This is a genomic window from Rhodanobacter denitrificans (assembly GCF_000230695.2).
GTDB lineage: Bacteria > Pseudomonadota > Gammaproteobacteria > Xanthomonadales > Rhodanobacteraceae > Rhodanobacter > Rhodanobacter denitrificans.
In genome coordinates this window covers 767472-791966 of sequence record NC_020541.1, presented here as the reverse complement: position 1 = coordinate 791966, position 24495 = coordinate 767472, and the positions used below count along the sequence as shown (strand labels likewise).

15 protein-coding genes are annotated in these 24495 nt (G+C 68.7%); 8 read left to right on the top strand and 7 right to left on the bottom strand.

Annotation, left to right across the window (positions count from 1 at the left end; all coding sequences use genetic code 11):
- Positions 1 to 31: 31 nt before the first annotated feature.
- Positions 32 to 757, top strand: a complete 726-nt coding sequence (locus R2APBS1_RS03420; protein WP_015446890.1) for a CsgG/HfaB family protein — start codon at positions 32 to 34, stop codon at positions 755 to 757.
- 87 nt (positions 758 to 844) lie between these two features.
- Here the strand turns inward: R2APBS1_RS03420 and clpB are convergent, their stop codons facing one another.
- From clpB to rluD, 3 genes are all read right to left on the bottom strand, one after another.
- Entirely contained in the window at positions 845 to 3436 is a 2592-nt protein-coding gene (clpB, locus tag R2APBS1_RS03415; protein ID WP_015446889.1) for an ATP-dependent chaperone ClpB, read from the bottom strand.
- A 131-nt stretch (positions 3437 to 3567) separates the two neighbouring features.
- Positions 3568 to 4317, bottom strand: coding sequence for a peptidoglycan editing factor PgeF (gene pgeF / locus R2APBS1_RS03410; protein WP_007507335.1), 750 nt, complete (start codon positions 4315 to 4317; stop codon positions 3568 to 3570).
- Between the two features lie 107 nt (positions 4318 to 4424).
- On the bottom strand, positions 4425 to 5399 hold the full coding sequence (rluD, locus tag R2APBS1_RS03405) for a 23S rRNA pseudouridine(1911/1915/1917) synthase RluD (RefSeq protein WP_015446888.1): 975 nt from the start codon (positions 5397 to 5399) through the stop codon (positions 4425 to 4427).
- A gap of 71 nt (positions 5400 to 5470) precedes the next feature.
- Between rluD and R2APBS1_RS03400 the strand changes: the two genes are divergently transcribed.
- A complete protein-coding gene (locus R2APBS1_RS03400) occupies positions 5471 to 6337 on the top strand; it encodes an outer membrane protein assembly factor BamD (protein WP_041676855.1) in 867 nt (288 codons plus the stop codon).
- A gap of 196 nt (positions 6338 to 6533) precedes the next feature.
- Here the strand turns inward: R2APBS1_RS03400 and R2APBS1_RS03395 are convergent, their stop codons facing one another.
- From R2APBS1_RS03395 to sucC, 3 genes are all read right to left on the bottom strand, one after another.
- On the bottom strand, positions 6534 to 8192 hold the full coding sequence (locus R2APBS1_RS03395) for an NAD+ synthase (RefSeq protein WP_015446886.1): 1659 nt from the start codon (positions 8190 to 8192) through the stop codon (positions 6534 to 6536).
- 76 nt (positions 8193 to 8268) lie between these two features.
- Positions 8269 to 9141: a succinate--CoA ligase subunit alpha gene (sucD, locus tag R2APBS1_RS03390; RefSeq protein ID WP_007507344.1), complete on the bottom strand. Its 873-nt coding sequence runs from the start codon at positions 9139 to 9141 to the stop codon at positions 8269 to 8271.
- Between the two features lie 14 nt (positions 9142 to 9155).
- A complete protein-coding gene (gene sucC / locus R2APBS1_RS03385; RefSeq protein WP_015446885.1) occupies positions 9156 to 10319 on the bottom strand; it encodes an ADP-forming succinate--CoA ligase subunit beta in 1164 nt (387 codons plus the stop codon).
- Between the two features lie 320 nt (positions 10320 to 10639).
- On the opposite strand from sucC, the gene R2APBS1_RS03380 reads away from it, so the two are divergent.
- On the top strand, positions 10640 to 12292 hold the full coding sequence (locus R2APBS1_RS03380) for a sensor histidine kinase (RefSeq protein WP_015446884.1): 1653 nt from the start codon (positions 10640 to 10642) through the stop codon (positions 12290 to 12292).
- Positions 12293 to 12314: 22 nt separating this feature from the next.
- Here R2APBS1_RS03380 and R2APBS1_RS03375 read toward each other — a convergent pair whose 3' ends face one another.
- The gene (locus tag R2APBS1_RS03375; RefSeq protein WP_015446883.1) at positions 12315 to 13319 is read right to left on the bottom strand and encodes a LacI family DNA-binding transcriptional regulator; all 1005 of its coding nucleotides are present in this window, start codon (positions 13317 to 13319) and stop codon (positions 12315 to 12317) included.
- 325 nt (positions 13320 to 13644) lie between these two features.
- On the opposite strand from R2APBS1_RS03375, the gene pgmB reads away from it, so the two are divergent.
- From pgmB to R2APBS1_RS03350, 5 genes are all read left to right on the top strand, one after another.
- A complete protein-coding gene (pgmB, locus tag R2APBS1_RS03370; RefSeq protein ID WP_085999883.1) occupies positions 13645 to 16653 on the top strand; it encodes a beta-phosphoglucomutase in 3009 nt (1002 codons plus the stop codon).
- 76 nt (positions 16654 to 16729) lie between these two features.
- On the top strand, positions 16730 to 19270 hold the full coding sequence (locus R2APBS1_RS03365; protein ID WP_015446881.1) for a TonB-dependent receptor: 2541 nt from the start codon (positions 16730 to 16732) through the stop codon (positions 19268 to 19270).
- A gap of 98 nt (positions 19271 to 19368) precedes the next feature.
- Positions 19369 to 20637 (top strand): MFS transporter, encoded by a 1269-nt coding sequence (locus tag R2APBS1_RS03360; protein WP_015446880.1) that lies wholly within the window; start codon positions 19369 to 19371, stop codon positions 20635 to 20637.
- A 19-nt stretch (positions 20638 to 20656) separates the two neighbouring features.
- Positions 20657 to 22903 carry a glycosyl hydrolase family 95 catalytic domain-containing protein gene (locus R2APBS1_RS03355; protein ID WP_015446879.1) on the top strand — a complete coding sequence of 749 codons (2247 nt, stop codon included), beginning with the start codon at positions 20657 to 20659 and terminating at the stop codon, positions 22901 to 22903.
- 169 nt (positions 22904 to 23072) lie between these two features.
- Positions 23073 to 24461 (top strand): sigma-54-dependent transcriptional regulator, encoded by a 1389-nt coding sequence (locus R2APBS1_RS03350; RefSeq protein ID WP_015446878.1) that lies wholly within the window; start codon positions 23073 to 23075, stop codon positions 24459 to 24461.
- The last annotated feature ends 34 nt before the right edge of the window (positions 24462 to 24495 follow it).

Sequence of the window (24495 nt, the reverse complement as noted above, 5' to 3'; positions counted from 1 at the left end):
ACGCAGTGCGTCATCGACTGGAGGGGAGTTCATGAAACCCGTGAACCGTACAAGCATGCCGGGCGCGGCCCTGGCCCTGACCCTGAGCGCAGGCGTCACGATGGCGCGCGAGGCGCCGACCATGACCGTCGCCGTGATCGACTTCACCAACGACACCAGCTCCGCCAACTGGTGGAACGGCGACGTCGGCCGGCAGCTTGCCGACGTGCTCAGCAACGAGCTGAGTGCCACCGGCGATTTCGAGGTGATCGAGCGGCAGAAGATCGACGCCGTGCTGGCCGAGCAGGACCTTCCCGCCTGCTCGCACATGCGCCCAGGCAGCAGCCCGCACACCGGCAACATCACCGGCCCGCAGTACCCGGTCACCGGCAGCGTCGCGGCGTACACCGAGGACACCTCCAACACCGGCGGCCTCAACATCGCCGGCTTCCGCGTGGGCGGCGGCAAGTCGAAGGCCTATGTCGCGATCGACCTGCGGGTGGTCGACGCGGAGACCTCGGAAGTAGTGTATTCGCGCACCGTCGAAGGGCGCAGCTCCAACGGCGGCGTCAACCTGCGCGGCTACGTCAGCGGCGTCGGCGGCGACTTCGCCCATGCCAAGAAGACCCCGGCCAGCAAGGCGGTGCGCGCGGCGCTGATCGAGGCCACCGATTATCTGGACTGCACCATGGTCAAGCGCGACGGCTGCGAAGCCCGCTACCAGCAGAAGCAACAGCGCCGCCGCCAGGGCAGCAAGGACACGCTCGACCTCGACTGACCATCGGCGGCGATCCGTGCGGCAGGCCGGAACCACCCCGGCCGTCGCACGGCGTCCCGGGGACGACCATCGTCCCCGGGGCCTGCGTCAGACTTTGCGGAACAGCAGCTTCCCGCCATCGGCGACCACCTGCACCGTGTCGCCCGACTGGAAGCGGCCTTCGAGGATCTGCTTGGCCAGCGGGTTCTCCAGCTGCTGCTGGATCGCCCGCTTCAGCGGCCGCGCGCCATACACCGGATCGAAGCCGACGTTGCCGAGCAGGGCCAGCGCATCGTCGCCGACGTCCAGCTTCAGCTGCCGCTCGGCCAGGCGCTTTTCCAGGTATTCCAGCTGGATCTTCGCGATCGCGCGGATCTGGCTCTTGTCCAGCGGGCGGAACACCACGATCTCGTCGAGCCGGTTGATGAACTCCGGGCGGAAGTGCGCCTGCACCACGCCAAGCACGGACGCTTTCATCTGGGTGTACTGCTCTTCGGCGTCGCCGTTGCTCTCGGCCGCATCCTGGATCATCTGCGAGCCGAGGTTCGAGGTCATCACGATCACGGTGTTGCGGAAGTCCACGGTGCGGCCCTGGCCGTCGGTGAGGCGGCCGTCGTCGAGTACCTGCAGCAGGATGTTGAACACGTCCGGATGCGCCTTCTCCACCTCGTCCAGCAGGATCACGCTGTACGGCCGGCGGCGCACCGCCTCGGTGAGGTAGCCGCCTTCCTCGTAGCCGACGTAGCCCGGCGGGGCGCCGACCAGCCGGCTCACCGCGTGCTTCTCCATGAACTCGCTCATGTCGATGCGCACCATCGCGTCGGTGGTGTCGAACATGAACTCGGCCAGCGCCTTGCACAGCTCGGTCTTGCCCACGCCGGTGGGGCCGAGGAACAGGAACGAACCGTTCGGCCGGTTCGGGTCGGACAGGCCGGCGCGCGAGCGGCGGATCGCGTCGGACACCGCGTGCACCGCCTCGTCCTGGCCGACCACGCGCTGGTGCAGCGCGTCCTCCATGTGCAGCAGCTTGTCGCGCTCGCCTTCCAGCATCTTGTTGACCGGGATGCCGGTCCAGCGGCTGACCACCTCGGCGATCTCCTCGGCGGTGACGCGGGTCTGCACCAGCCTGAAGCCCTGCGTCTCGGCGGCCTGCGCCGCGGCCAGCTGCTTTTCCAGTTCCGGCAGCTTGCCGTACTGGATCTCGCTCATCTTGGCGTAGTCCTGCCGGCGCTGGGCGGCATCGAGCTCCTGCCGCGCCTGCTCGATCTGCTCCTTCACCTTGGTCGTGCCCTGCAGCGCAGCCTTCTCGGACTTCCAGATCTCGTTCAAGTCGGAGAACTCGCGCTCGAGCTTGCCGATGTCGGTTTCCAGATCGGCCAGGCGCTGCTTCGACTCGCTGTCCTTCTCCTTCTTCAGCATCTCGCGCTGGATCTTCAGCTGGATCAGCCGGCGCTCCAGCCGATCGAGTTCCTCCGGCTTGGAGTCGATCTCCATGCGGATGCGCGAGGCCGCTTCGTCCATCAGGTCGATCGCCTTGTCCGGCAGCTGGCGGTCGGCGATGTAGCGATGCGACAGCGTGGCCGCGGCGACGATCGCCGGGTCGGTGATCTCCACGCCATGGTGCACCGCGTAGCGTTCCTTCAACCCGCGCAGGATCGCGATGGTGTCCTCCACACTCGGCTCGCCCACGAAGACCTTCTGGAAGCGCCGTTCCAGCGCGGCGTCCTTCTCGATGTACTTGCGGTATTCGTCCAGCGTGGTGGCGCCGATGCAATGCAGCTCGCCGCGCGCCAGCGCGGGCTTGAGCATGTTGCCTGCGTCCATGGCGCCCTCGGCCTTGCCGGCACCGACCATGGTGTGCAGCTCGTCGATGAACAGGATCACCCGGCCTTCCTGCTTGGACAGGTCGCTCAGCACGGCCTTCAGCCGCTCCTCGAATTCGCCGCGGAACTTGGCGCCGGCGATCAGCGCGCCCATGTCCAGCGCCAGCACGCGGCGGTCGCGCAGGCCCTCGGGCACCTCGCCCTTGATGATGCGCTGGGCCAGGCCCTCGACGATCGCGGTCTTGCCCACACCGGGCTCGCCGATCAGCACCGGGTTGTTCTTGGTGCGCCGCTGCAGCACCTGGATGGTGCGGCGGATCTCCTCGTCGCGGCCGATCACCGGATCGAGCTTGCCCGACTCGGCGCGCGCGGTGAGGTCGATGCAGTACTTCTCCAGCGCCTGGCGCTGCTCCTCGGCGTTCTCGCTCTGCACCTTCTCGCCGCCGCGCAACTGCTCGATCGCCGCCTCGAGATGCGGCTTGGTCGCACCGGCCGCCTTCAGCGCGGCGCCCAGTTCACCCTTGTCCTCCAGCGCCGCCAGCACGAACAGTTCGCTGGCGATAAACTGGTCGCCGCGCTGCTGCGCCAGCTTGTCGGTGAGGTTGAGCAGGCGGTTGAGGTCGTTGCCCAGGTTGATGTTGCCTTCCTGCCCGCTGACCTTCGGCAGCCGTTCCAGCAGGTCGTTGACGCGCTGGGTCAGCAGCGGCACGTTGACCTGGGCCTGGGTCAGCAGCGGCGCGGTCGAGCCGCCCTGCTGGGCCACTAGCGCGGCCATCACGTGCACCGGTTCGAGCATGTTGTGGTCGCGGCCCACGGCCAGCGACTGTGCGTCGGCCAGCGCCTGCTGGAAACGCGAGGTGAGCTTGTCCATCCGCATCGCAATGATCCCCGCAAGAGATGAATGGTTCTGGCGGGCCATGCCGCCACTGCCCGCTTAGATGCGGACTGTGGCAGGCGATTCAAGCAAGCGGCGTGAAAGGCCGGGCCGGTCGGGGCCGCAACGGAACATCAGGCGTGGTCCAGCCAGACCAGGCTGGCGAAGCGGCCGCTGCGGGCGCCGTCGCGGCGGTAGGAATAGAAGCGCGGATCGGCCAGCGTGTCGAAGCCGCCGCCGTGGACATGCCGGACGCCGGACGCCTGCAATCGGCGCCGCGCCAGCGCGGCGAGGTCGCAGCGCCAGTGGCCGGGACGCGTCGGCGCGAAGTGGGCGGCGGCCGCGGCGTCGGTAGCCGTGAAGGCCGCGCGCACTTCCTCGCCCACCTCGTACGAGGCTGCGCCGATGCACGGCCCCAGCCACGCCAGCAGGCGCGCCGGTGGCGTTTGCAACTGGGTCAGCGTGGCTTCCAGCACGCCGGCGGCCAGCCCGCGCCAGCCCGCGTGGGCCACGCCGATCTCGCTGCCGTCGTCGGCGCAGAACAGCACCGGCAGGCAATCGGCGGTGAGGATGGCCAGCACCGTGCCGGGAATGTGCGACACCACCGCATCCGCCTGCGGCTCGTCCGCGCTGGGCAGCGGCCCCAGTTCGGCCACGCCGGTACCGTGCACCTGACGCAGCCAGCGTGGCGCCGACGGCAGTCGCAGTGCCTGCTGCAGCGCGCTGCGGTTGGCCTGCACGGCGTCGATGTCGTCGCCGCTGCGCAGGCCGAGGTTGAAACGGTCGAACGGCGGCGCCGAAATGCCTGGCCCCTGTCGCGTGGTGATCGCCGCGTGGACCCGGGCCGGGGCCGGCCAGTCGGGGAAGATCCAGGTTTCGGTCATTTTCTCGGGATTCGGGATTCGGGATTCGGGATTCGGGATTCGGGATTCGGGATTCGGGATTCGGGAAGCATCGCACAGGCACCGGCGGCGTTCCTTGGCGCTTGCCCTCAGTAGCGATCCGAACCGTGCTCGGCCAGGTCCGCGCGCAGCGCCTCGATCAGCGCCTGCAGGTCGGCCGGCCGCTGCGCGCCGAACGACAGCGCCTCGCCGCTGGCCGGGTGGATGAACGACAGCTTCTCGGCATGCAACGCCTGCCGGCGGAAACCGCGCAGGGTGGCAGCCAGTTCCGCGCTGGCGCCCTTGGGCAGCTTCAGGCCGCCGCCGTACAGCGGGTCGCCGACCAGCGGATGGCCGATATGCGCCAGGTGCACGCGGATCTGGTGGGTGCGGCCGGTTTCCAGCTGGCATTGCAGCAGGCTGTGCGCGCGGAAGCGCTCGCGCAGGCGGTAGTGGGTCACCGCGCGCTTGCCGTCTTCCTCGTCGCGTACCGCCTGGCGCAGGCGGTCGCCCATGCTGCGCCCGATCGGCGCATCCACCGTGCCGCCGGCCACCAGCGTGCCCAGCACCACCGCTTCGTACTGGCGCTCCACTTCGTGGCGCGACAGCAGGTCGACCAGCGCGGTGTACGTCGGCAGGGTCCGCGCCACCACCATCAGGCCGGAGGTGTCCTTGTCCAGCCGGTGCACGATGCCGGCGCGCGGCAGTTCGGCCAGCTGCGGGTCGTGGTGCAGCAGCGCGTTCAGCAGGGTGCCGGCCGGGTTGCCGGCGCCGGGATGGACCACCAGCCCGGCCGGCTTGTCCAGCACCAGCAGGTGCGCGTCCTCGTGCACGATGGTCAGCGCGATGTCCTCCGCCGCGCTGGACACCTCGTTTTCCAGCTCGACCTCAAGGCACACCCGCTCGCCGCCCCGCAGCAGCTGCCGCGGCGGCGCCTGCGCGCCGTCCAGGGTCACGGCGCCGGATTTGATCCAACCGCTGAGCCGCGAACGCGAATAATCGGGGAACATCTCGGCCAGCGCCTGGTCGAACCTGCGTCCCGCCGCCCCCAGCGGCACCTCCGCCTCGTGCCGGATCGTGGTCATGCCGGCCTCCACGGGCTGTGGCCGGTTTCGGCTATCATGCCTTTTCGCTCAAACATCCGAACTCCTTCCTTATGCGCCCAACGATCGACCCACCCCGGCTGCCGATGCCCAAATTGCCTGTACTCAAAGTGCTTGTGGTGCTGATGCTCGTCGTGTCGATGAGCGCCTGTTCGATGTTCAAGTCGAAACGCGAAACCATCGACACGATGCCGCTGGTCGCGCTGTACGACAACGCGCACGCCTCGCTGCAGAACGCCGACTACGCCGCCGCCACCAAGGCCTACCAGCGCCTGATCGCGCGTTTCCCGTCGGGCGAGTACAACGAGCAGGCACAACTGGAGATGGCCTACGCGCAATACAAGGACAACCAGCCCGATGATGCCTTGTCGACCGTGAACCGCTTCATCAAGACCTACCCGGCCAACAAGCACGTCGATTATGCCTACTACCTGCGCGGCCTGATCAACTTCGACCGCACCAGCGGCGTGATCGAGCGCTTCATCAACCGCGAAGGTTCGCAGTCGCGTCGCGATCAGGGCTACAACCTGCAGTCGTTCGACGACTTCGCCGAGCTGTCGCGGCGCTTCCCGGACAGTGCGTATACCGCCGATGCGCGCCAGCGCATGATCTACCTGCGCAACATACTGGCCGAGCACGAGATCAACGTGGCCGAGTTCTACCTGCGCAACAAGGCCTACGTCGCCGCCGCCGACCGCGCGCAGTACGTGATCGAGCATTACCAGCAGGCATCGCAGACCGGCGATGCGCTGGCCATCCTCACCCGCAGCTACCTGGCGCTGGACCAGAAGACCCTGGCCGACCAGAGCCGCCAGGTGCTGGCGCTGAACTACCCGAACCACCCGTACCTGAGCGACGCCAAGTGGCCGCATGCGCCGTCCACGCTGCGCAAGATGGTGCCGTTCTCGGGGCATCATTGAGCTTTGCCGACTGCTCCGTCCACAAGAGAGCCGGCGTCCGCGCCGGCTTTTTTCATGGGGATCTCGCCAGCCCCGCACCCTCACCCCAAGCCTCTCACCCGCAAGGGGACTCCCTTCGGTCGCCGGAGGGAGAGGGAGCAACCGTGCCGTGCGGGTTCGGCTTCGTCGATATGGCGGCGACCCTTCGCTTCGAGGGTCAATGCCAGCCCGAAGTAATCGGATAGCGCCGCTCGCGGCCGAACGCGCGGGTGGTCACGCGCGGACCCGGCGCCGACTGCCGCCGCTTGAACTCGTTCAGCAGCACCAGCCGCACCACCCGGCGCACCACGTCGGCATCGAAGCCCTGCGCCACGATCTCCGCCTGCGACTGCTCGCCCTCGATGAAGCGTTCGAGGATCGCATCCAGCTCGTCGTACGGCGGCAGCGAGTCCTGGTCGGTCTGGTTGTCGCGCAGCTCGGCCGAGGGCGGGCGGTCGATGACTTCGGGGGGAATGGGCAACCGGAAATCGGAAATGGCTCGTCCCGCCGCGTTGTTTTCCCCACTCCCGGCCCCATTCCGCCAGCGCGCCAGCCGGTACACCACGGTCTTGTAGACGTCCTTCAGCGGCGCGTAGGCGCCGCACATGTCGCCGTACAGCGTGCAGTAGCCGACCGCCATCTCGCTCTTGTTGCCGGTGGCGAGCAAGAGCTTGCCATGCTTGTTGGAGAGCGCCATCAACATCACGCCGCGCGTGCGCGACTGCAGGTTCTCCTCGGTGGTGTCGGCCGCCTTGCCGGCGAACGCCGGCGCCAGTGCCGCGACGAACGACTGGCAGGTCGGCTCGATGTCGATCACGTGGTAGTCCACGCCCTGCCGTTGCGCCTGCGCGCGTGCGCCGTCCAGCGACAACTGCGAGGTGTAGCGGGTGGGCATCATCACCGCGGTGACGCGTGAGGCGCCCAGCGCGTCGACTGCCAGCGCCAGCGTCAGTGCGGAGTCGATGCCACCAGACAGGCCCAGCAGCACGCCACTGAAGGCGTTCTTGTCGATGTAGTCGCGGGTGCCGCGCACCAGGGCGGCGTACAGCGTCGCCTCCAGCGATGGGTCGGCGGCGACCGGCCAGTCGTCCGCCGACCAGCGGCGCGTGGCCGGATCGAACCCGGCCCACAGCAGCGCGTCGACGAAGGCCGGCGCGCGCGCGGCGACCATGCCGTCGCCGTCCACCAGCAGCGAGCCGCCGTCGTAGACCACCTCGTCCTGGCCGCCGACCAGGTTGAGGTAGGCGATCGCGCAACCGGTCTCTCGCGCGCGCGCGGCCAGCACCGCCTCGCGCTCGGCCTGCTTGCGCTCGTCCCACGGTGAGGCGTTGATCACCACCAGCAGCTCCGCACCGGCCGCCGCAGCCTGCGCCGCCGGCTCCGGCTGCCACACGTCCTCGCAGATCAGCAGGCCGACGCTCACCCCGTCGATCATGGTCGTGACCGAGGCGTGGCCCGGGCGGAAATAGCGCTTGTCGTCGAACACGCCGTAGTTCGGCAGCGCCTGCTTGTGTGCGGTGCAGTCCACCTTGCCGTCGCGCAGCAGGCTGGCCGCGTTGAACACCTCGCCCTCGCTGTACGGGTGGCCGACCAGGGCGGCAACGCCGTGGCTCGCCGCCGCCAGCGTGGCCAGCTCGCTGGCGCAGGCAGCCAGGAAGCTCGGTCGCAGCAGCAGATCCTCCGGCGGATAGCCGGAGAGGGTCAGCTCGGGAAACGCCACCAGCGCGGCGCCGCCGGCGCGCGCCCGGGCGATCAGCTCGCCCACCTTCGCGGCATTCGCCGCCACCGCACCGACCGCGAAATCGAACTGGGCCAGCGCCACACGCAGCTTTGCCATGGACTTCCTGCTCCGGAAAACGACGAAGGCCGCGACGTATCGCGGCCTTCGCATTTTACGGCACGGCGGCGCCGACTTACTTCATCAGCTTCGCCAGCGTCTTGCCCAGGTCGGCCGGCGACTTCACCGTGGTGACACCGGCCTTCTCCAGCGCGGCGAACTTCGCCGCGGCGGTGCCCTTGCCGCCGGAGATGATCGCACCGGCATGGCCCATGCGCTTGCCGGCCGGGGCCGAGGCGCCGGCGATGAACGACACCACCGGCTTGGTCACGTACTCGCCGATGAACTCGGCGGCGTCTTCCTCGGCGCTGCCGCCGATCTCGCCGACCATGATGATGCCTTCGGTCTGCGGGTCGTCCTGGAACAGCTTCAGGCAGTCGATGAAGTTCAGGCCGTTGATCGGGTCGCCGCCGATGCCGATGCAGGTGGACTGGCCCAGGCCCTCGTTGGTGGTCTGGAACACCGCTTCATAGGTCAGCGTGCCCGAACGCGACACGATGCCGACCTTGCCCGGCATGTGGATGTGGCCCGGCTGGATGCCGATCTTGCACTCGCCCGGGGTGATGATGCCGGGGCAGTTCGGCCCGATCAGGATGGTTTCCGGATGCTGCGCCAGCACGTTCTTCACGCGAAGCATGTCCAGCACCGGGATGCCTTCGGTGATCGCCACGATCACCTTGATGCCGGCATCGATCGCTTCCAGGATCGAGTCGGCCGCGAACGGCGGCGGCACGAAGATCACCGACGCGTCGGCGCCGGTTTCCAGCACCGCTTCGTCGACCGAGTTGAACACCGGCAGGCCGATGTGCTGGGAGCCACCCTTGCCCGGGGTGACGCCGCCGACCACCTGGGTGCCGTAGTCGAGGCACTGCTGTGCGTGGAAGGTGCCCTGCTGGCCGGTGAAGCCCTGCACCAGCACCTTGGTATTTTTGTTGACGAGTACGCTCATGTTTCGATTGCTCCTCAGGCCTTGGCCGCAGCCACGGCTTTCTGCGCCGCGTCGTTGAGATCGTCCGCCGGCGTGATCGCCAGGCCGGAGTTGGCCAGCAGTTCGCGGCCCTGATCGACATTGGTGCCCTGCAGGCGCACCACCACGGGGATCTTCAGGCCCACTTCCTTCACCGCGGCGATGATGCCCTCGGCGATCAGGTCGCAGCGCACGATGCCGCCGAAGATGTTGACCAGAATGCAGCGTACCTTGTCCGAGGACAGGATCAGCTTGAACGCCTCGGTCACGCGCTCCTTGGTGGCGCCGCCGCCGACGTCGAGGAAGTTGGCCGGCTCGCCGCCCGCCAGCTTGATCACGTCCATGGTGGCCATCGCCAGGCCGGCGCCGTTGACCATGCAGCCGATCGAGCCGTCCATCGTCACGTAGTTGAGGTTGTTCTGCACCGCGGCCGCCTCGGCGGCGTCTTCCTGGGTCAGGTCGCGCATGGCGACCAGCTCGGGGTGGCGGAAGTCGGCGTTGTCGTCGGAGTTGACCTTGCCGTCCAGCGCGGCCAGGTTGCCGTCCTCGAGGATGGCCAGCGGGTTCAGCTCGACCAGCGACAGGTCCTTCTCGTTGAACAGCTTGTACAGGCCCAGCATGATCTTGGTCAGCTGGTTGACCTGCTTGGCGGTCAGATCCATCGCGAAACCGAGCTGGCGGCACTGGTACGGCTGCAGCCCTTCGACGAAGTCGACCACGATGGTGTGGATGTCTTCGGGCGTCTCCTTGGCGACCTGCTCGATGTCCACGCCGCCGTGCTTGGAGGCGATGAAGGACACGGCCTTGGAGTCGCGGTCCACCAGCACCGACAGGTACAGCTCCTTGGCGATGTTGGTGGCGTCGGTCACCAGCACCAGGTTCACCGGCAGCGCGCGGCCGGCCGACTGGTAGGTTGCCATGCGGGTGCCGAGCATGCCCTTGGCCGCGGCATGGACGTCGTCCAGGCTCCTGCAGAACTTGACGCCGCCGGCCTTGCCGCGGCCGCCTGCGTGGATCTGCGCCTTGACCATCCACTGCGAGCCGCCGAGCGCCTTGGCGGCATCGACGGCGGCGTCGGGGGAACTGGCGATCTTGCCCGGCGGCACGGCGATGCCGTACTGCGCGAACAGTTCTTTGGCCTGGTATTCGTGGAAATTCATTCGATACCTCGAGCGAACGGAGAAACGATGGCGGCCGCACGCGGCGCACCAGCGTGGGTCAGGAAGGTCGGACGGCGGATGGACGCGCTGCCGGGATGCAGTGCGCCTGCCGGACCGAACCGGCAAACCGCGCAATACGGCCGCCTATTTTCGCGGAAGCGGGCGCCGATGGAAAGGGCCGCCGGCCCGGAACGCCCGCACAGGCCGATCCCATGCGATTTCTGCCCCGCTCACAGCGCCAAGCAGCCCGTCTATACTCACCCCCGACCCCAGGAAATGCGCTGATTCTTCCAGTACATCCCTCCCGTACAGGCCGCACGATGTCCAGCACAGCACCCCTGAACGCCCAGCGCGCGGGAACGGCGACGATCCGCCACGAGCTGACGTTCCTCAACGCGTTCCGGCTGGTGCAGGCGCTGGTCTACGCCGGCCTGGCGTTCAGTCCACCGGGCCTGGGCTGGCCCGAGCTGGCGATGCCCGACTTCGCCCGCGGCGTGACCACGCTGTACCTAGTGTTCGCCCTGCTCGCGCTGCTGTTCAACCGGCGCAGCATGCCGTACGCCCGCACGATGGTGGCGGTGACCCTGGCGGTGGACATCGCCGCCGCCGTGCTGACGATCGCCGCGATGCACGACGCGCGCATCGGCATCGCCATGATGCTGGCGGTGAACCTCAGCGCCGGCGCGCTGATCCTGCCGCTGCGGCTGTCCAGCTTCTTCGCCGCGCTGGCCACGCTGGGCATGCTCGGGCACACCCTGTTCGGCAACCCCGGCGGCAGCCCCGGCGACCGCGACCTGCTCGAGGCGGCACTGTTCGGCCTGGCCTACTTCGCCACCACCACGCTGTGCCACGTGCTGGGCCGGCAGCTGCGCGCCACCGAGGCGCTGGCCGAGCAGCGCAGCACCGACCTGGCCAACCTGGCCCAGGTCAACGAGCTGATCATCCGCCGCATGAAGACCGGCGTGCTGCTGGTCGACGACGCCAACCGCATCCACCAGATCAACGAGTCGGCGTGGATGCTGATGGGCAACCCCGGCGCCGACCAGCGCGACCTCGGCCAGCTGGCGCCGGAGCTGTCGCGCCGGCTGTATCACTGGATGACCTCCGGCAAGCTGGACGAGACCGCCACCCAGCTCGCCGACGGCGTGCCCGAGGTGGTGCCGCGCTTCACCCGGCTGGCGCCGAACGACGACTCGCACGTGCTGATCTTCCTCGACGACACCTCGCTGCTGTCGCGCCGCGCCGAGGAGCTCACGCTGACCTCGCTGGGCCGGCTGTCGGCCTCGATCGCGCACGAAATCCGCAACCCGCTGGCGGCGATCCGCTACTCGGCGCAACTGCTCGCCGAGTCGACCAGCATGGACGCCACCGACCAGCGCATGGTCGAGATCATCAACAACCACTGCATCCGGCTCAACGAGATCATCGAGAACATCCTGCAGCTGTCGCGGCGCGAGCGCTCGCGCCCGGAGACGCTGGACCTGGGCCACTGGGCGCAGGCCTTCGTCGAGGAGTACTGCCAGGGCAACGACCTCGGCGCCGACTCGCTGCGCGCGATCGCCAACGGCGGCACCCCGGTGGCGGCGGTGGCCGACCCGCAGCAGCTGCAGCAGGTGGTGTGGAACCTGGTGCAGAACGCGCTGCGCTACGGTCGCCTGCCCGGCGAGCCGGCGCGGGTGATGGTGGTGAGCCGGCAGGGCGAGCACGGCGTGCCGATCCTGGAAGTGATCGACCGCGGCCCCGGCATCGCGCCGAAGGTGGCCGCGCAGATCTTCGAGCCGTTCTATACCACCCACGAATACGGCACCGGCCTGGGCCTGTACCTGGCCCGGCAGATGAGCGACGCGAACCAGGCCGCGCTGGAATACGTGCGCGTGGCCGGCGGCGGCAGCTGCTTCCGGCTGGTGCTGACCCCGCCGGCGCGCAGTCCGGCCGACGCTGCCGAAACCACCCAGGCCGCCGCCACGCGCTGATGCAGCGGCAGCCGGCAGATGCTCAGGTCGAGCGCACAATCAGGCTGACCGGCAGGGTCTCCGAGCTGGCCGGCTCGCCCTCGATCAGCGCCAGCACCTTGCGCGCCAGCAACATGCCGCCCTCCTGCCAGTCCTGCCGCACCGAACTCAGCGGCGGCAGGAAGCTGGCGCCGAGCGGCATGTCGTCGTAGCCGACCACCGAGACATCGGCTGGCACCGAGCGCCCCAGGTCCAGCGTGGCGCGGATCGCGCCCATCGCCAGCAGGTCGTTGCAGGCGAAGATCGCGTCGAAGCCGACCTTGCGCTCATGCAGCGAGCGCACCGCGTCCATGCCCGAGTCCACGGTGAACTCGTCGCGCCGCATCAGCAGCGGCTTGATCCCGCGCAGCGCCAGCGCGTCGATGAAACCGTTCAGGCGCTCGAAGATTTCCGGATGGCTGGGATTGCCGATGAACACCGGCCGGCGCCGGCCCAGCGCAATGAAATGCCGCGCCACCACCGCGCCGCCGAGGCGGTTGTCGCTGCCCACCACCACGTGCGCATCGCTGGCCGACTGCGCGCCCCACACCACCATCGGCAGGTTCAGCTTGTCGAACCGGCGCACCGCGTCCTGGTGCGCACCCTGGCCCAGCAGGATCAGCCCGTCCGCCGCCTGCACCGCCGCCGCGCTGGCGCCCTGGCGGGTGGTCAGCAGCACGCTGTAGCCGGCCGCGGTCAGTTCCTGCGAAATACCGCCCAGCAGCACCAGCGGGTACGGATCGAACATGGTGCGGTCGGTGGACGGCTTCATCTCTACGATCACCGCCACCGTGTGGCTGCGGCGCAAGCGCAGGTTGCGCGCGCTGATGTTGAGCTTGTAGCCGTGCTCGCGCGCCAGCGCCTGGATCCGTTCGCGGGTTTCCGGATTGACCAGCGGGCTGTCGGCCAGCGCCCGCGAGACGGTGATCTTGGATACCCCGGCCAGTTGCGCCAAGTCGGCCATGGTCGGACCGCCCGACGCCTGCTTGCGCGTGCCCTTCTTGCTCAACGGTCCGATTCCCTGTTGGTCTGGCCGATCCGCTGCCGTGGCGCCGCCGGACTGCGGTGATGGCCGGCACCGGCACCTGCAGTGTGTCGACATTCGCCTTGCCGATGCAACCTCGCCCCGCGTGCCCGCCGGCAGCACCGCCGGCACAGGCGGAAAGCACGTATCCATGCCCTTCTCCTTCGCCCCGGAACGGTCCGGGCTAACCTTCCGCATCAAATGTTATCGGTATCTTGATACCGATAACATTTGATGCCAAGCTCCCTGCCAGCCGGGTGCGGGACGGCCCATGCCATGCGAATCGGGGAGATTTATCGTGGAACACCAGATGACGGCAGCAGCGAGCGTCGATGCCCGGCCGCCCGAGAGGCCGGCCGTGGAGGATCCGTGGCTGCTGGTCCGCCATGGCACCGACCCGGCCGGCTTCGCCCGGGACGAGAGCCTGTTCGCCCTCGCCAACGGCACGCTCGGCGTGCGCGGCAACCTGGAGGAAGCCGACAGTGCCAGCCAAGCCACCCTGCTGTCCGGCGTGTGGGAACGCACCCCGATCGAGTACCACGAGCGCTTTCCCGGCTTCGCCAGCCATACCGACACGCGCATCCCGGTCGCCGACGCCACGCACATCCGGCTGCGCCTGGGCGACACGCCGGTGCGGCTGGACCAGGGCGAATGGCTGCAGTTCGAGCGCACCCTCGACCTGCGCCACGGCTGCTACCGGCGGCGGCTGCGCTGGCGTTCGCCGCAAGGCGCCACGCTGGAGATCGAGGCCGAACGCCTCGTCAGCCTGGCAGAGGCCGGGTTGCTGGCGATCCGCTACCGCGTGCGTTCGATCGACTACCGCGGCCCGGTCACGCTGGAGTCGTCGATCGGCTGCGGGCGCGAGGCCGTCGGACAGGGCGATGACCCGCGCATCGGCAGCCGCCTCGCGGGCGGCCTCACCACCTGGGCTGCGCAGGCGAACGAGGCCTTGGCCTGGGTCGGCCAGCAGACCACCCACAGCGGCATCCGGCTGGCCTGCGTGCAGCGCCACGAACAGGCCGCCGGCCTCGTCTTCCGCGATGCCGGCCGGACCGCGGACGGGGTGATGCAGGCCTATGCCGGCACGCTGGCGCCGGGCCAGACGGTCGGCCTGGACAAGTACGTCGCCTACGCCTTCACCGCACCCTTCGCCACGGATGCCGCCGACGCCCTGCCGGCCCGGGCCGAGGCCACGCTGGCCGCGGCGATCACCCTCGGCTACCCGGCGCTGCTCGAACGGCAGACGCGGGTGCTGGCCGGATTCTGGGCGCAGGCCGACCTGGCCATCGCGGGCGACCCCGCGACCGAACACGCGCTGCGCCTCAACCTGTTCCACCTGTTCCAGTCCAGCGGCCGCGACGGCCGCAGCAGCACCGCCGCCAAGGGACTCACCGGCGAGGGCTACGAAGGCCACTACTTCTGGGACGCCGAGGCCTTCATGCTGCCGGCGCTGGTCACGCTGGCGCCGGAGCTGGCGCGCGCCATGCTGGCGTACCGCCACCGCACGCTGGGCCATGCGCGCCGGCACGCGCGCGAACTCGGCCACCCGCGCGGCGCGCTGTACGCCTGGCGCACGATCGGCGGCGACGAATGCTCGGCCTACTTTCCCGGCGGCTCGGCGCAGTACCACATCAACGCCGCGGTGGCGTGGGCGGTGCGCCTCTACGTCGACGCCAGCGGCGACCAGGCCTTCCTGCTCGAGTGCGGTGCCGAGATGATTTTCGAGACCGCGCGGATCTGGCTCGAGATCGGCCACTTCAATCCGCGCCGCGGCGGTGCGTTCTGCATCCACGAAGTGACCGGCCCGGACGAGTACTCCGCGCTGGTCGACAACAACCACTACACCAACCGCATGGCGCAGCGGCACCTGCGCGACGCGGCGGCCACCGCCGAATGGATGGCGCTGAGCCACCCGGCCGACTACGCCGCGCTGGCCGCGCGGATCGGCCTGCAGGCCGACGAACCGGCACGGTGGCAGGCCGCGGCCCAGGCGATGCACCTGCCGGTGGACGCCGCGCTGGGCATCTTCCCGCAGGACGACGGCTTCCTCGACAAGCCGCGGCTGCCGGCGGAACTGGCCGCCACGCCGGACCGACAGCCGCTGCTGCTGCGCCTGCACCCGCTCGGCATCTATCGCCACCAGGTATGCAAGCAGGCCGACGTGCTGCTGGCGCTGATGCTGGCCGGCGAGCAGGTCGAGGTGGCCGCCAAGCGGCGCAACTTCGACTACTACGAAGGCGTCACCGTGCACGACTCCACCCTGTCCGCCTCCACCTTCGCGGTGATCGCGGCCGAGGTGGGCCATGCCGACAAGGCATTCCGTTACTTCCGCGACACCCTGCGCGTCGACCTGGACGACCTGCACGGCAACGCGGCGCACGGCCTGCACATGGCGGCGATGGCCGGCAGCTGGCTGGCGCTGACCTGGGGCTACGGCGGCCTGCGCGTGCACGACGGCCTGCCGGCGCTGGCGCCGCGGCTGCCGGCGGCGTGGCAGGGCTACCGCTTCGGCCTGCGCTGGCGCAATGCGCACCTGCGCGTGGAGGTCGACAGCGACGGCGTGCAGTACACGCTCACCGAAGGCAGCGCGCTCACCTTCCTGCACGACGGCCTGCCGCAACGCCTGCATGCCGGGCAGGTGCTGCGCCTGTCCTGCGCGGGCTTCGCCGCAGCGCCGCCGCCGAAGGCGGTGGTGTTCGATCTCGACGGCGTGCTCGCCGACACCGCCGTGCTGCACCGCGCGGCATGGCAGCAGCTGGCCGACGAGATCGGCGTACCGCTGGACGAGGCCGCCGCCGCGCGCATGAAGGGGGTGGACCGCCGCGGCTCGCTGGAGATCCTGCTGGAGCGTGCGCCGCGCTCCTACGGCGAGGCGGAGAAGGACGCGCTGGCCGCGCGCAAGAACGCCCACTACGTCGGACTGATCGGCCGGCTCGGCCCGTCGGACCTGCTGCCCGGCGCGCGCGCCGCGGTGGAGTCCGTGCGCCGCGCCGGGCTGAAGACCGCGCTGGCCTCGGCCAGCCGCAACGCGCCGCAGCTGCTGGACCGGCTGGGCATCGCCACGCTGTTCGACTACGTGGTCGACGCTGGTCGCATCGCCCGCTCCAAGCCCGACCCGGAGATCTTCCTGGCGGCGGCGCGCGGGCTGGGCCTGAGTTCGCAGGAATGCCTCGGCGTGGAGGACGCCGCGGCGGGCATCGCCGCCCTGCACGCGGCGGGCATGACGGCGGTCGGCATCGGCCGCGCGCAGGAGCTGGACAAGGCGGATGTGCTGCTGCCGGACATTGCCGCGTTCGACATCAGCCGTTTCATCGCGTGAGCGGCCATTCCGCGCAGCCGGCACGCTGCGTTGCGCGGCCAAAACAATCCAATCCAACTGGTGGGGAGTGACGGAAATGAAGAACAAACAGCTGTCCAGACTGAGTCTTCCGGTGGCGATCGCCGCCATCCTGCTCTGCGGCGCGGCCATCGCGCAGGACGCCGCGCCGGCACAAGCCGCCCAGGCGCCGGCAAAGAAGAGCGTGGCCCAGCAGAAAGCCGAAGCCGCCAAGGCCAAGACCCTCGAACAGGTGGTGGTGACCGGCAACACCGCCACCGGCGGCCTGAAGAAGATCGACACCAGCTACTCGGTCACCACCGCCTCGGCCGAGCAGATCAAGATGGCCAACCCGAAGAGCACGGCGGACCTGCTGAAGATCTCGCCCGGCATGTGGCCCGAATCCACCGGCGGCCAGACCGGCGCCAACATCGAGATCGCCGGCTTCCCCGGCGGCGGCGACGCCCCCTACTTCTCCACCCAGCTGATGGGCTCACCGCTGTACGGCATGCCCACGCTGTCATTCTTCGAGACCACCTCGATCTTCCGCCTCGACGACACCGTCGACCGCGTGGAGATCCTGCAGGGCGGCCCGTCGGTGGTGTTCGGCGACGGCCAGATCGGCGCCACCGCGAACTTCATGCTGAAGACCGGCACCGACGTGCCCAGCGGCAGCGTCGGCGTCACCTACGGCAACGAGAACCTGCGTCGCGTCGACGGCTTCTTCGGCTTCCCGATCGCCGAGAGCTGGTACGGCAGCGTGGGCGGCTTCTGGCGCACTTCCGACGGCGTGCGCGATCCGCAGTTCGCCGCGGACAAGGGCGGCCAGCTCACCGCCACGCTGAGCCACGACAGCGACAACGGCACGATGACCCTGTACGCGCGCCAGCTCAACGACCGCAACCAGTTCATCACGCCGGTGCCGCTGATCCAGCACGGCACCGACCAGTTCAGCGCCTACCCCGGCTTCGACCCGCTGACCGACACCTACTACAGCAAGGCGATCCAGCACGTGCACCTGCCCGGCTACCCCGGCGGCGGCACCGACGCCAATCTGGCCAACGGCCGTGGCGCCAAGTTCAGCTTCTTCGGCGGCAACTTCGACTACGACCTGGGCGACGGCTGGAACCTGTCGGACAAGTTCCTGTTCGACGGCGGCGATGCCGACACCAACGCGCTGTTCTCGGGCAACAACCCCGGCAGCCTGAACGACATGCTGTACACCAACACCGCCAGCATGGGCGCCTTCAACCTGCCCGCCGGCTCGGCCACCGCCAGCTACGTCGACGGCGGCGGCGCAGTCAACCCGAACCAGAGCGTGATCCACCAGGGCTGGTGGTACATCCACAAGCACCTGAAGAACGTCAGCAACGATTTCCGCCTGAGCAAGGAACTGTTCGAGGGCAACACGCTCACCGGCGGCCTCTACCTGACCCACTACACCATGAACGACAAGTGGGCGCTGGGTAACCAGATGCTGATGACCAACACGCCGAACGCGCAGCCGATCCAGGTCAGCTACGTCGACAACGGCCAGACCAAGTACCTCACCGACGGCCAGGGCTTCCTCGACTACGGCGGCTACAACATCGCCCAGCACGGCAGCGCCACCAACAAGGCGTTCTACCTGTCCGACGTGTGGCGCATCGGCAAGTGGCTGATCGACGTGTCCGGCCGGGTCGAGAACGAGAATGCCACCAACAACGTGTGCAACCTCAGCAACGTCAACCTCGACGGCAACCCGGACACGCTGTACGACAACAGCGTGCCGGTGTGCAACGGCACCTACGCGCGGACCCGCTACGACAAGACCCATCCGTCGTGGACCGTCGGCGTGAACTACGAGCTGGCCGACAACATGAGCGTCTACGTGCGCGCCAACAAGGGCGCGCACTTCGGCGATTTCGACAACGCGCTGCGCGGCAACACCACCGGCAACACGCCGCCGCTGCAGAAGGTGCAGAACTTCGAGGGCGGCTTCAAGTACCAGTCCGACCTGTTCTACGCCGACATCAGCGTGTACCACCGCCAGTTCAACGGCCTGACCTACCAGCCCACCAACGGCCAGGGCGTGCCGGTCGGCGCGCAGGCGCTGTACGGCTCCGACTCCAAGGGCGTCAACCTCGCCGGCGCGGTCACGCCGTTCGAGAACTTCAAGCTGCAGGTGGTCGCCAACTACCTGGACGGCCACTACTCGCACAACAACTCCTGCTTCGTGTACACCGACCTGGTCAGCGGCACCAGCCAGTGCCTCGGCATCAACGGCAAGCAGTTACAGCGCCAGCCGAAGGTGCGCTACATGCTCACGCCGAGCTACCGCGTGCCGTTCGACTGGGGCGACATCACCGCCTTCGTGACCTACACCCACGTCGGCGCGCACACCCAGGACCAGTCCGCCCTGCAGCAGCTGGGCAGCTACGCCACCTGGGACTTCGGTGTGGTCGCCAACGTGCAGCAGAACTGGCAGATCCGCCTGCAGGGCACCAACATGAGCAACGAACTGGGCCTGACCGAGAGCAACTCGCGCATCTTCGGCTCCGCCTCCGGCACCGATGGCGTGATCCTGGCCCGTCCGCTGGAAGGCCGCGAGGTCAACATGACGGTGAAGTACCTGTTCTGAGCAGTGCTGTTGCAGGGTGCGCGGTCCGGATCGAAACCTCAGAGCGATCCGGGCCGCGTTTTTCGCGAAACTGCACACGCCGTAACGCCGGAGGTGCCATGAACCGAATCCGCATGATCGTCGCGCTGGCGCTGATCTACATGATCTTCGCGATCCTGCTCAACAGCGTCGGCACGGTGATCCTGCAGTCGATCGCCACGTTCGGCATCGACAAGCCCGCAGCCAGCGCGCTGGAACGCTACAAGGACCTCACCATCGCGTTCACCTCGTTCCTGGTCGCCTCGTTCCTGCCGATGTTCGGCTACCGGCGTTCGATGATGCTGGCGCTGGCGATCGTCGGCGGCGCCTGCGTGCTGATGCCGCTCTACCCGAGTTTCCCTACCACGCGGCTGCTGTTCGCCTGCGTGGGTTTTTCATTCGCGCTGGCCAAGGTCGCGGTGTATTCATCGATCGGCCTGCTCACCGCCGACCGCACCGCGCACTCGCGCCTGACCAACACCATCGAAGGCCTGTTCATGCTCGGCGTGCTGGCCGGCAACTGGATCTTCAGCGCCTATATCAACCCGGCCAACCCGGGCGACCCGGCATGGTTCAACGTGTACTGGCTGCTCGCCGGCGCCTGCGCGCTGACCATCGCGCTGCTGGCCACCAGCGCCCTGGACGAAAGCGCCGCGCATGCGCACGGGCACAACGACTCCTTCAGCGACGCGATCATGGAGATGCTGCGCCTGTTCGTGCGCCCGCTGGTCTACGTGTTCCTCGCCTCCGCCTTCCTGTACGTGCTGATCGAGCAGAGCTTCGGCACCTGGCTGCCCACCTTCAACAACGAGATCCTGAAGCTGCCGAACGCGATGAGCATCCAGTTCGCCAGCATCCTCGCCGGCATGACCGCGCTGGGCCGTATCCTGGCCGGTGTCGTGCTCAAGCGGGTGCGCTGGTACACCCTGCTCAACGCCTGCGTGCTCGGCATGGGAGTGCTGGTCGTGGTGGTGCTGCCGCTGGCGCGTGGCGTGGTGGCGCGGCCGGACGTCGGCTGGTTCGACGCACCGCGGGCGGCGTACCTGATCCCGCTGCTCGGCCTGCTGATGGCGCCGATCTACCCGGTGATCAATTCGGTGGCGCTGAGTTCGCTGCCCAAGCCGATGCACGCGGCGATGACCGGGCTGATCGTGGTGTTCTCCGCGCTCGGCGGCACGCTGGGCTCGTACATCACCGCGCGCGTGTTCGCCAGCTTCGACGGCATCCACGCGTTCTATTTCTCGCTGCTGCCGATGAGCCTGATCCTGCTCACCCTGTTCTTCTTCAAGCGCGAGACCGACCGCGCCGGCGCCGACGCCACGGCGGCGATCCGGCTTGCCGCGAAATAGCCCGCCACCCGGAGCGATCATGAAACCACGCCACGCCTCCCTCGCCGGCCTGCTGCTGCTCGTCGCCGCGCTCGCCGTGCCGGCGCATGCCGCCACCGACCCCAGCTTCCTGCTCACCGGCACGGCGGAAAATTTCGGCAGCTACTTTCCGAGCTACCTTGCCAACGGCTACTTCTCCACGATGACCTCGGTGCGCGGCACCGAGGGCAACCGTGCGTACATGGTCGCGTTCATGGACTACAAGCCCGGCGACATCGCGCGTCCCGCCGCGATCCCCGGCTGGAGCGAGATCGACTACAACCCCGGCGGCGGCTGGCTCAATTCGACCCGCATCGACAAGACGATCTTCGCCGACTATGCGCAGACGCTCGACATGCACGACGGCACGCTGTCGACCAGCTACCGCTTCGCGTACGCGAACAAGTCGAGCGACGTGAAAGTGACGACCTTCGTCAGCCAGGCTTCGCCTCACCTGGCCGCGACGCAGCTCTCCATCACCCCGCAGTTCGACGGCAGCGTGCAGCTGACCTTTCCGATCCGGCTGTGGTCCGAACACCAGCCGCGCTTCCCGATCGCCAGCATGAGCGGCGACGAGATGATCGCCGCGGTGATCGCCAGCGGCCAGACGCTGGACAACAAGCCGGTGCCGACGCCCGACCGCGCCGCCGTGTGGTATCCCGGCTACACCCGCGTGCTGGCCAGCGACGGCGACACCAAGGAACTGATGCTGTGGCTGGACGGCCGCGCCGAACACGGCCTGACGATGGCCGAGGCGGCCGCGATCGGGCTGCCGCCGGGCCTCGCGATCGAAAGCGTGAAGCTGGAAAAAGGCCCGTACAAGCTGTCGCTCAACCTCACCGCCAGGGTGCAGAAGGGCAGGACCTACGTCTTCACCAAGTACATCGCCGCGTCGCGGCAGAACTGGGGTGGCGACGCCCGCGACAATGTGGCGCTGGCCAAGGCCGTGCGCCAGAAGGGCTTCGCCGCGCTGCTCGCCGAACACCAGGCCGCCTGGCACGAGCTGTGGAAGTCCGACATCGTGGTCGACGGCGATCCGGACGTGCAGCGCGCCGTGCATTCGGACCTGTACTACCTGTTGTCCAACTCCACCGTGGGCACGGCCTGGCCGATGGGCGCCTGCGCGCTGACCCCGGGCTACGCCGGCCACGCCTTCTGGGACAGCGATTCGTGGGTGTTCCCCGCCCTGCTCCTGCTGCACCCGGAACGCGCCAAGCCGATCGTGATGTTCCGCGCGCGCACCATGCAGCCCGCGCGCGAGCGGGCCCAGCAGTACGGCGTGAAAGGCACCATGTACCCGTGGGAGGCCGACCCGGAAACCGGCGTCGACCACACGCCGCACTTCGCCTACGGGGTGTTCCGCGAGATCCACGTCAACGCCGACATCGCGATCGCGCAGTGGCAGTACTACCTCGCCACCGGCGACGACGCCTGGCTGAAGCGGCATGGCTGGCCGGTGATCCGCGAGATCGCGCAGTTCTGGGTCAGCCGGGTCACCTACGACAAGGCGCAGGACCGCTACGAGATCCACCACGTCACCTCGCCCGACGAGGCCTACGACGACGTGCCGAACGACTCGTTCACCAACGCCGCGGCGCGCAAGTCGCTGCAGATCGCGATCAAGGCGGCGAAGCTCGTCGGCGCCGCGCCCGATCCGCAGTGGGCCGCGATCGCCGCGAAGATGTACCTCCCGTTCGACCAGAAGAACCAGCGCCACCTCGACTTCGACGCCTCGGTGCCGCACGACAAGATCACCTGGATGGGTTCGTCGCTGGCCTGGCTGATGTACCCGAACCTGGACCTGCCGATGTCGCCGCAGGTGCGCCGCAACGACTTCGCATTCCAGTTGCACGAGCTGAAGGTGCACGGCGACGACCCGAACGAGATGATGATGGTGATGCTCGCCGTCGGCGCCGCCGAGCTGGGCGACGGCAAGGCCGCCGACGACTGGATCCGGCGCAACCTGGTCGGCTTCCTGAAGCCGCCGTTCAACGTGCGCACCGAGACCGTCGCCAACAACGCCGGCTACCTGCTGGCCAGCTCGGCCGGCTTCGTGCAGAGCTTCGTCTACGGCCTCAGCGGCCTGCGCATCGAGGACGACGGCCTGGTCCAGGCGTACGCGCCGGTGCTGCCGCCGACGTGGCGCTCGCTGACCCTGAAGAACGTCGCGTTCCGCGGCAGGCACTACGACATCCGCATCGACCGCGGCGTCGACGGCAAGCCGCGGCTGCTTCGCGAGCCGCGCTGAAACCGCCGTCGCGCCGTCCGGCATCGCGGACGCGGCGCCGGCCCGAGCGGATCGCGGCCGCCGCGTGCCGTCGCAACGGGTTGCGGGGACCGCCTGCGACGCTGGCGGTCTTTGCCCCGCGGGGCGGGGCCGGGTATTCTCTGTCGCATCGTTTGCCACGCGCCGTGCCATGAACCCCCAGACCGTTTTGGTCATCGATGACGAACGCGACATCCGCGAACTGCTGACCATCACGCTGGGGCGAATGGACCTGCAGGTCGACGCCGTCGGCACCGTCGCCGAGGCGCGCCGCGCACTGGCCGAACGCAGTTATGACCTTTGCTTCACCGACATGCGGCTGCCCGACGGCAGCGGCCACGAGGTCATCGAGCTGATCGCCGCGGAGCATCCCGACATGCCGGTGGCGATGATCACCGCCTACGGCAACGTCGACGCCGCGGTGAACGCGCTGAAGGCCGGCGCGTTCGACTTCGTCTCCAAGCCGGTCGACATCCAGATGCTGCGCGGGCTGGTGCGCACCGCGCTGCGCCTCGCCGAGGAACGGCGCACCGGCGCCGCCGCGGCGAAGACCGGCGACTCCAGCGACCGCCTGATCGGCGACTCCACCGCCATGCAGCAGGTGCGCGCCACCATCGGCAAGCTGGCGCGCAACCAGGCGCCGGTGTACATCGCCGGCGAATCGGGCGTGGGCAAGGAGCTGGTGGCCCGGCTGATCCACGAGCAGGGTCCGCGCGCCAGCGGCCCGTTCGTGCCGGTCAACTGCGGCGCGATCCCGTCCGAGCTGATGGAAAGCGAGTTCTTCGGCCACCGCAGGGGCAGCTTCACCGGCGCCAGCACCGACAAGGAAGGCCTGTTCCAGGCCGCCCAGGGCGGCACCCTGTTCCTCGACGAGGTGGCCGAGCTGCCGCTGCACATGCAGGTGAAGCTGCTGCGCGCGATCCAGGAAAAAGCGGTGCGCCCGATCGGCGGCCGCGACGAGATCCCGGTCGACGTGCGCATTCTTTCCGCCACCCACAAGAACCTCGGCCAGCTGGTCGAACAGGGCCAGTTCCGCCAGGACCTGTTCTATCGCATCAACGTGATCGAGCTGCGCGTGCCGCCGCTGCGCGAACGCCGCGGCGACGTGCCGCAATTGTCCGCATTCATCCTCAAGGCGCTGGCCGGCAAGAGCGGCGACAGCGTGGGCCAGTTGTCGCCGTCCGCGCGCGAGGCGCTGGAGGCGTACGACTTCCCCGGCAACGTGCGCGAGCTGGAGAACATCCTCGAACGCGCGATGGCGATGTGCGACGGCAGCACCATCGAGGCGGCCGACCTGATGCTGCCGCAGCGCAGCGCGCGGATCAGCCACGAGCCGGCCGCAGCGGGACAGCCGCCGACACCCGTCGCGGCCGCCGCCGGCGCGGACGGCGGCCTCGACGACTACATCAGCAACCTGGAGCGCACCGCCATCGTCAAGGCGCTGGAAGAATCGCGCTACAACAAGACCGCCGCCGCCCGCAAACTCGGCATCACCTTCCGCGCGCTGCGCTACAAGCTGAAGAAGCTCGGCATCGACTGAGCCGCCGGCTTTACTCCCTCCCCTGCTTGCAGGG

Coding starts and splice junctions, on each gene's coding strand:
- R2APBS1_RS03420 (WP_015446890.1), top strand. CDS start 32: ATGAAACCCGTGAACCGTACAAGCATGCCGGGCGCGGCCCTGGCCCTG.
- clpB (WP_015446889.1), bottom strand. CDS start 3,436: ATGCGGATGGACAAGCTCACCTCGCGTTTCCAGCAGGCGCTGGCCGAC.
- pgeF (WP_007507335.1), bottom strand. CDS start 4,317: ATGACCGAAACCTGGATCTTCCCCGACTGGCCGGCCCCGGCCCGGGTC.
- rluD (WP_015446888.1), bottom strand. CDS start 5,399: ATGACCACGATCCGGCACGAGGCGGAGGTGCCGCTGGGGGCGGCGGGA.
- R2APBS1_RS03400 (WP_041676855.1), top strand. CDS start 5,471: ATGCGCCCAACGATCGACCCACCCCGGCTGCCGATGCCCAAATTGCCT.
- R2APBS1_RS03395 (WP_015446886.1), bottom strand. CDS start 8,192: ATGGCAAAGCTGCGTGTGGCGCTGGCCCAGTTCGATTTCGCGGTCGGT.
- sucD (WP_007507344.1), bottom strand. CDS start 9,141: ATGAGCGTACTCGTCAACAAAAATACCAAGGTGCTGGTGCAGGGCTTC.
- sucC (WP_015446885.1), bottom strand. CDS start 10,319: ATGAATTTCCACGAATACCAGGCCAAAGAACTGTTCGCGCAGTACGGC.
- R2APBS1_RS03380 (WP_015446884.1), top strand. CDS start 10,640: ATGTCCAGCACAGCACCCCTGAACGCCCAGCGCGCGGGAACGGCGACG.
- pgmB (WP_085999883.1), top strand. CDS start 13,645: ATGACGGCAGCAGCGAGCGTCGATGCCCGGCCGCCCGAGAGGCCGGCC.
- R2APBS1_RS03365 (WP_015446881.1), top strand. CDS start 16,730: ATGAAGAACAAACAGCTGTCCAGACTGAGTCTTCCGGTGGCGATCGCC.
- R2APBS1_RS03360 (WP_015446880.1), top strand. CDS start 19,369: ATGAACCGAATCCGCATGATCGTCGCGCTGGCGCTGATCTACATGATC.
- R2APBS1_RS03355 (WP_015446879.1), top strand. CDS start 20,657: ATGAAACCACGCCACGCCTCCCTCGCCGGCCTGCTGCTGCTCGTCGCC.
- R2APBS1_RS03350 (WP_015446878.1), top strand. CDS start 23,073: ATGAACCCCCAGACCGTTTTGGTCATCGATGACGAACGCGACATCCGC.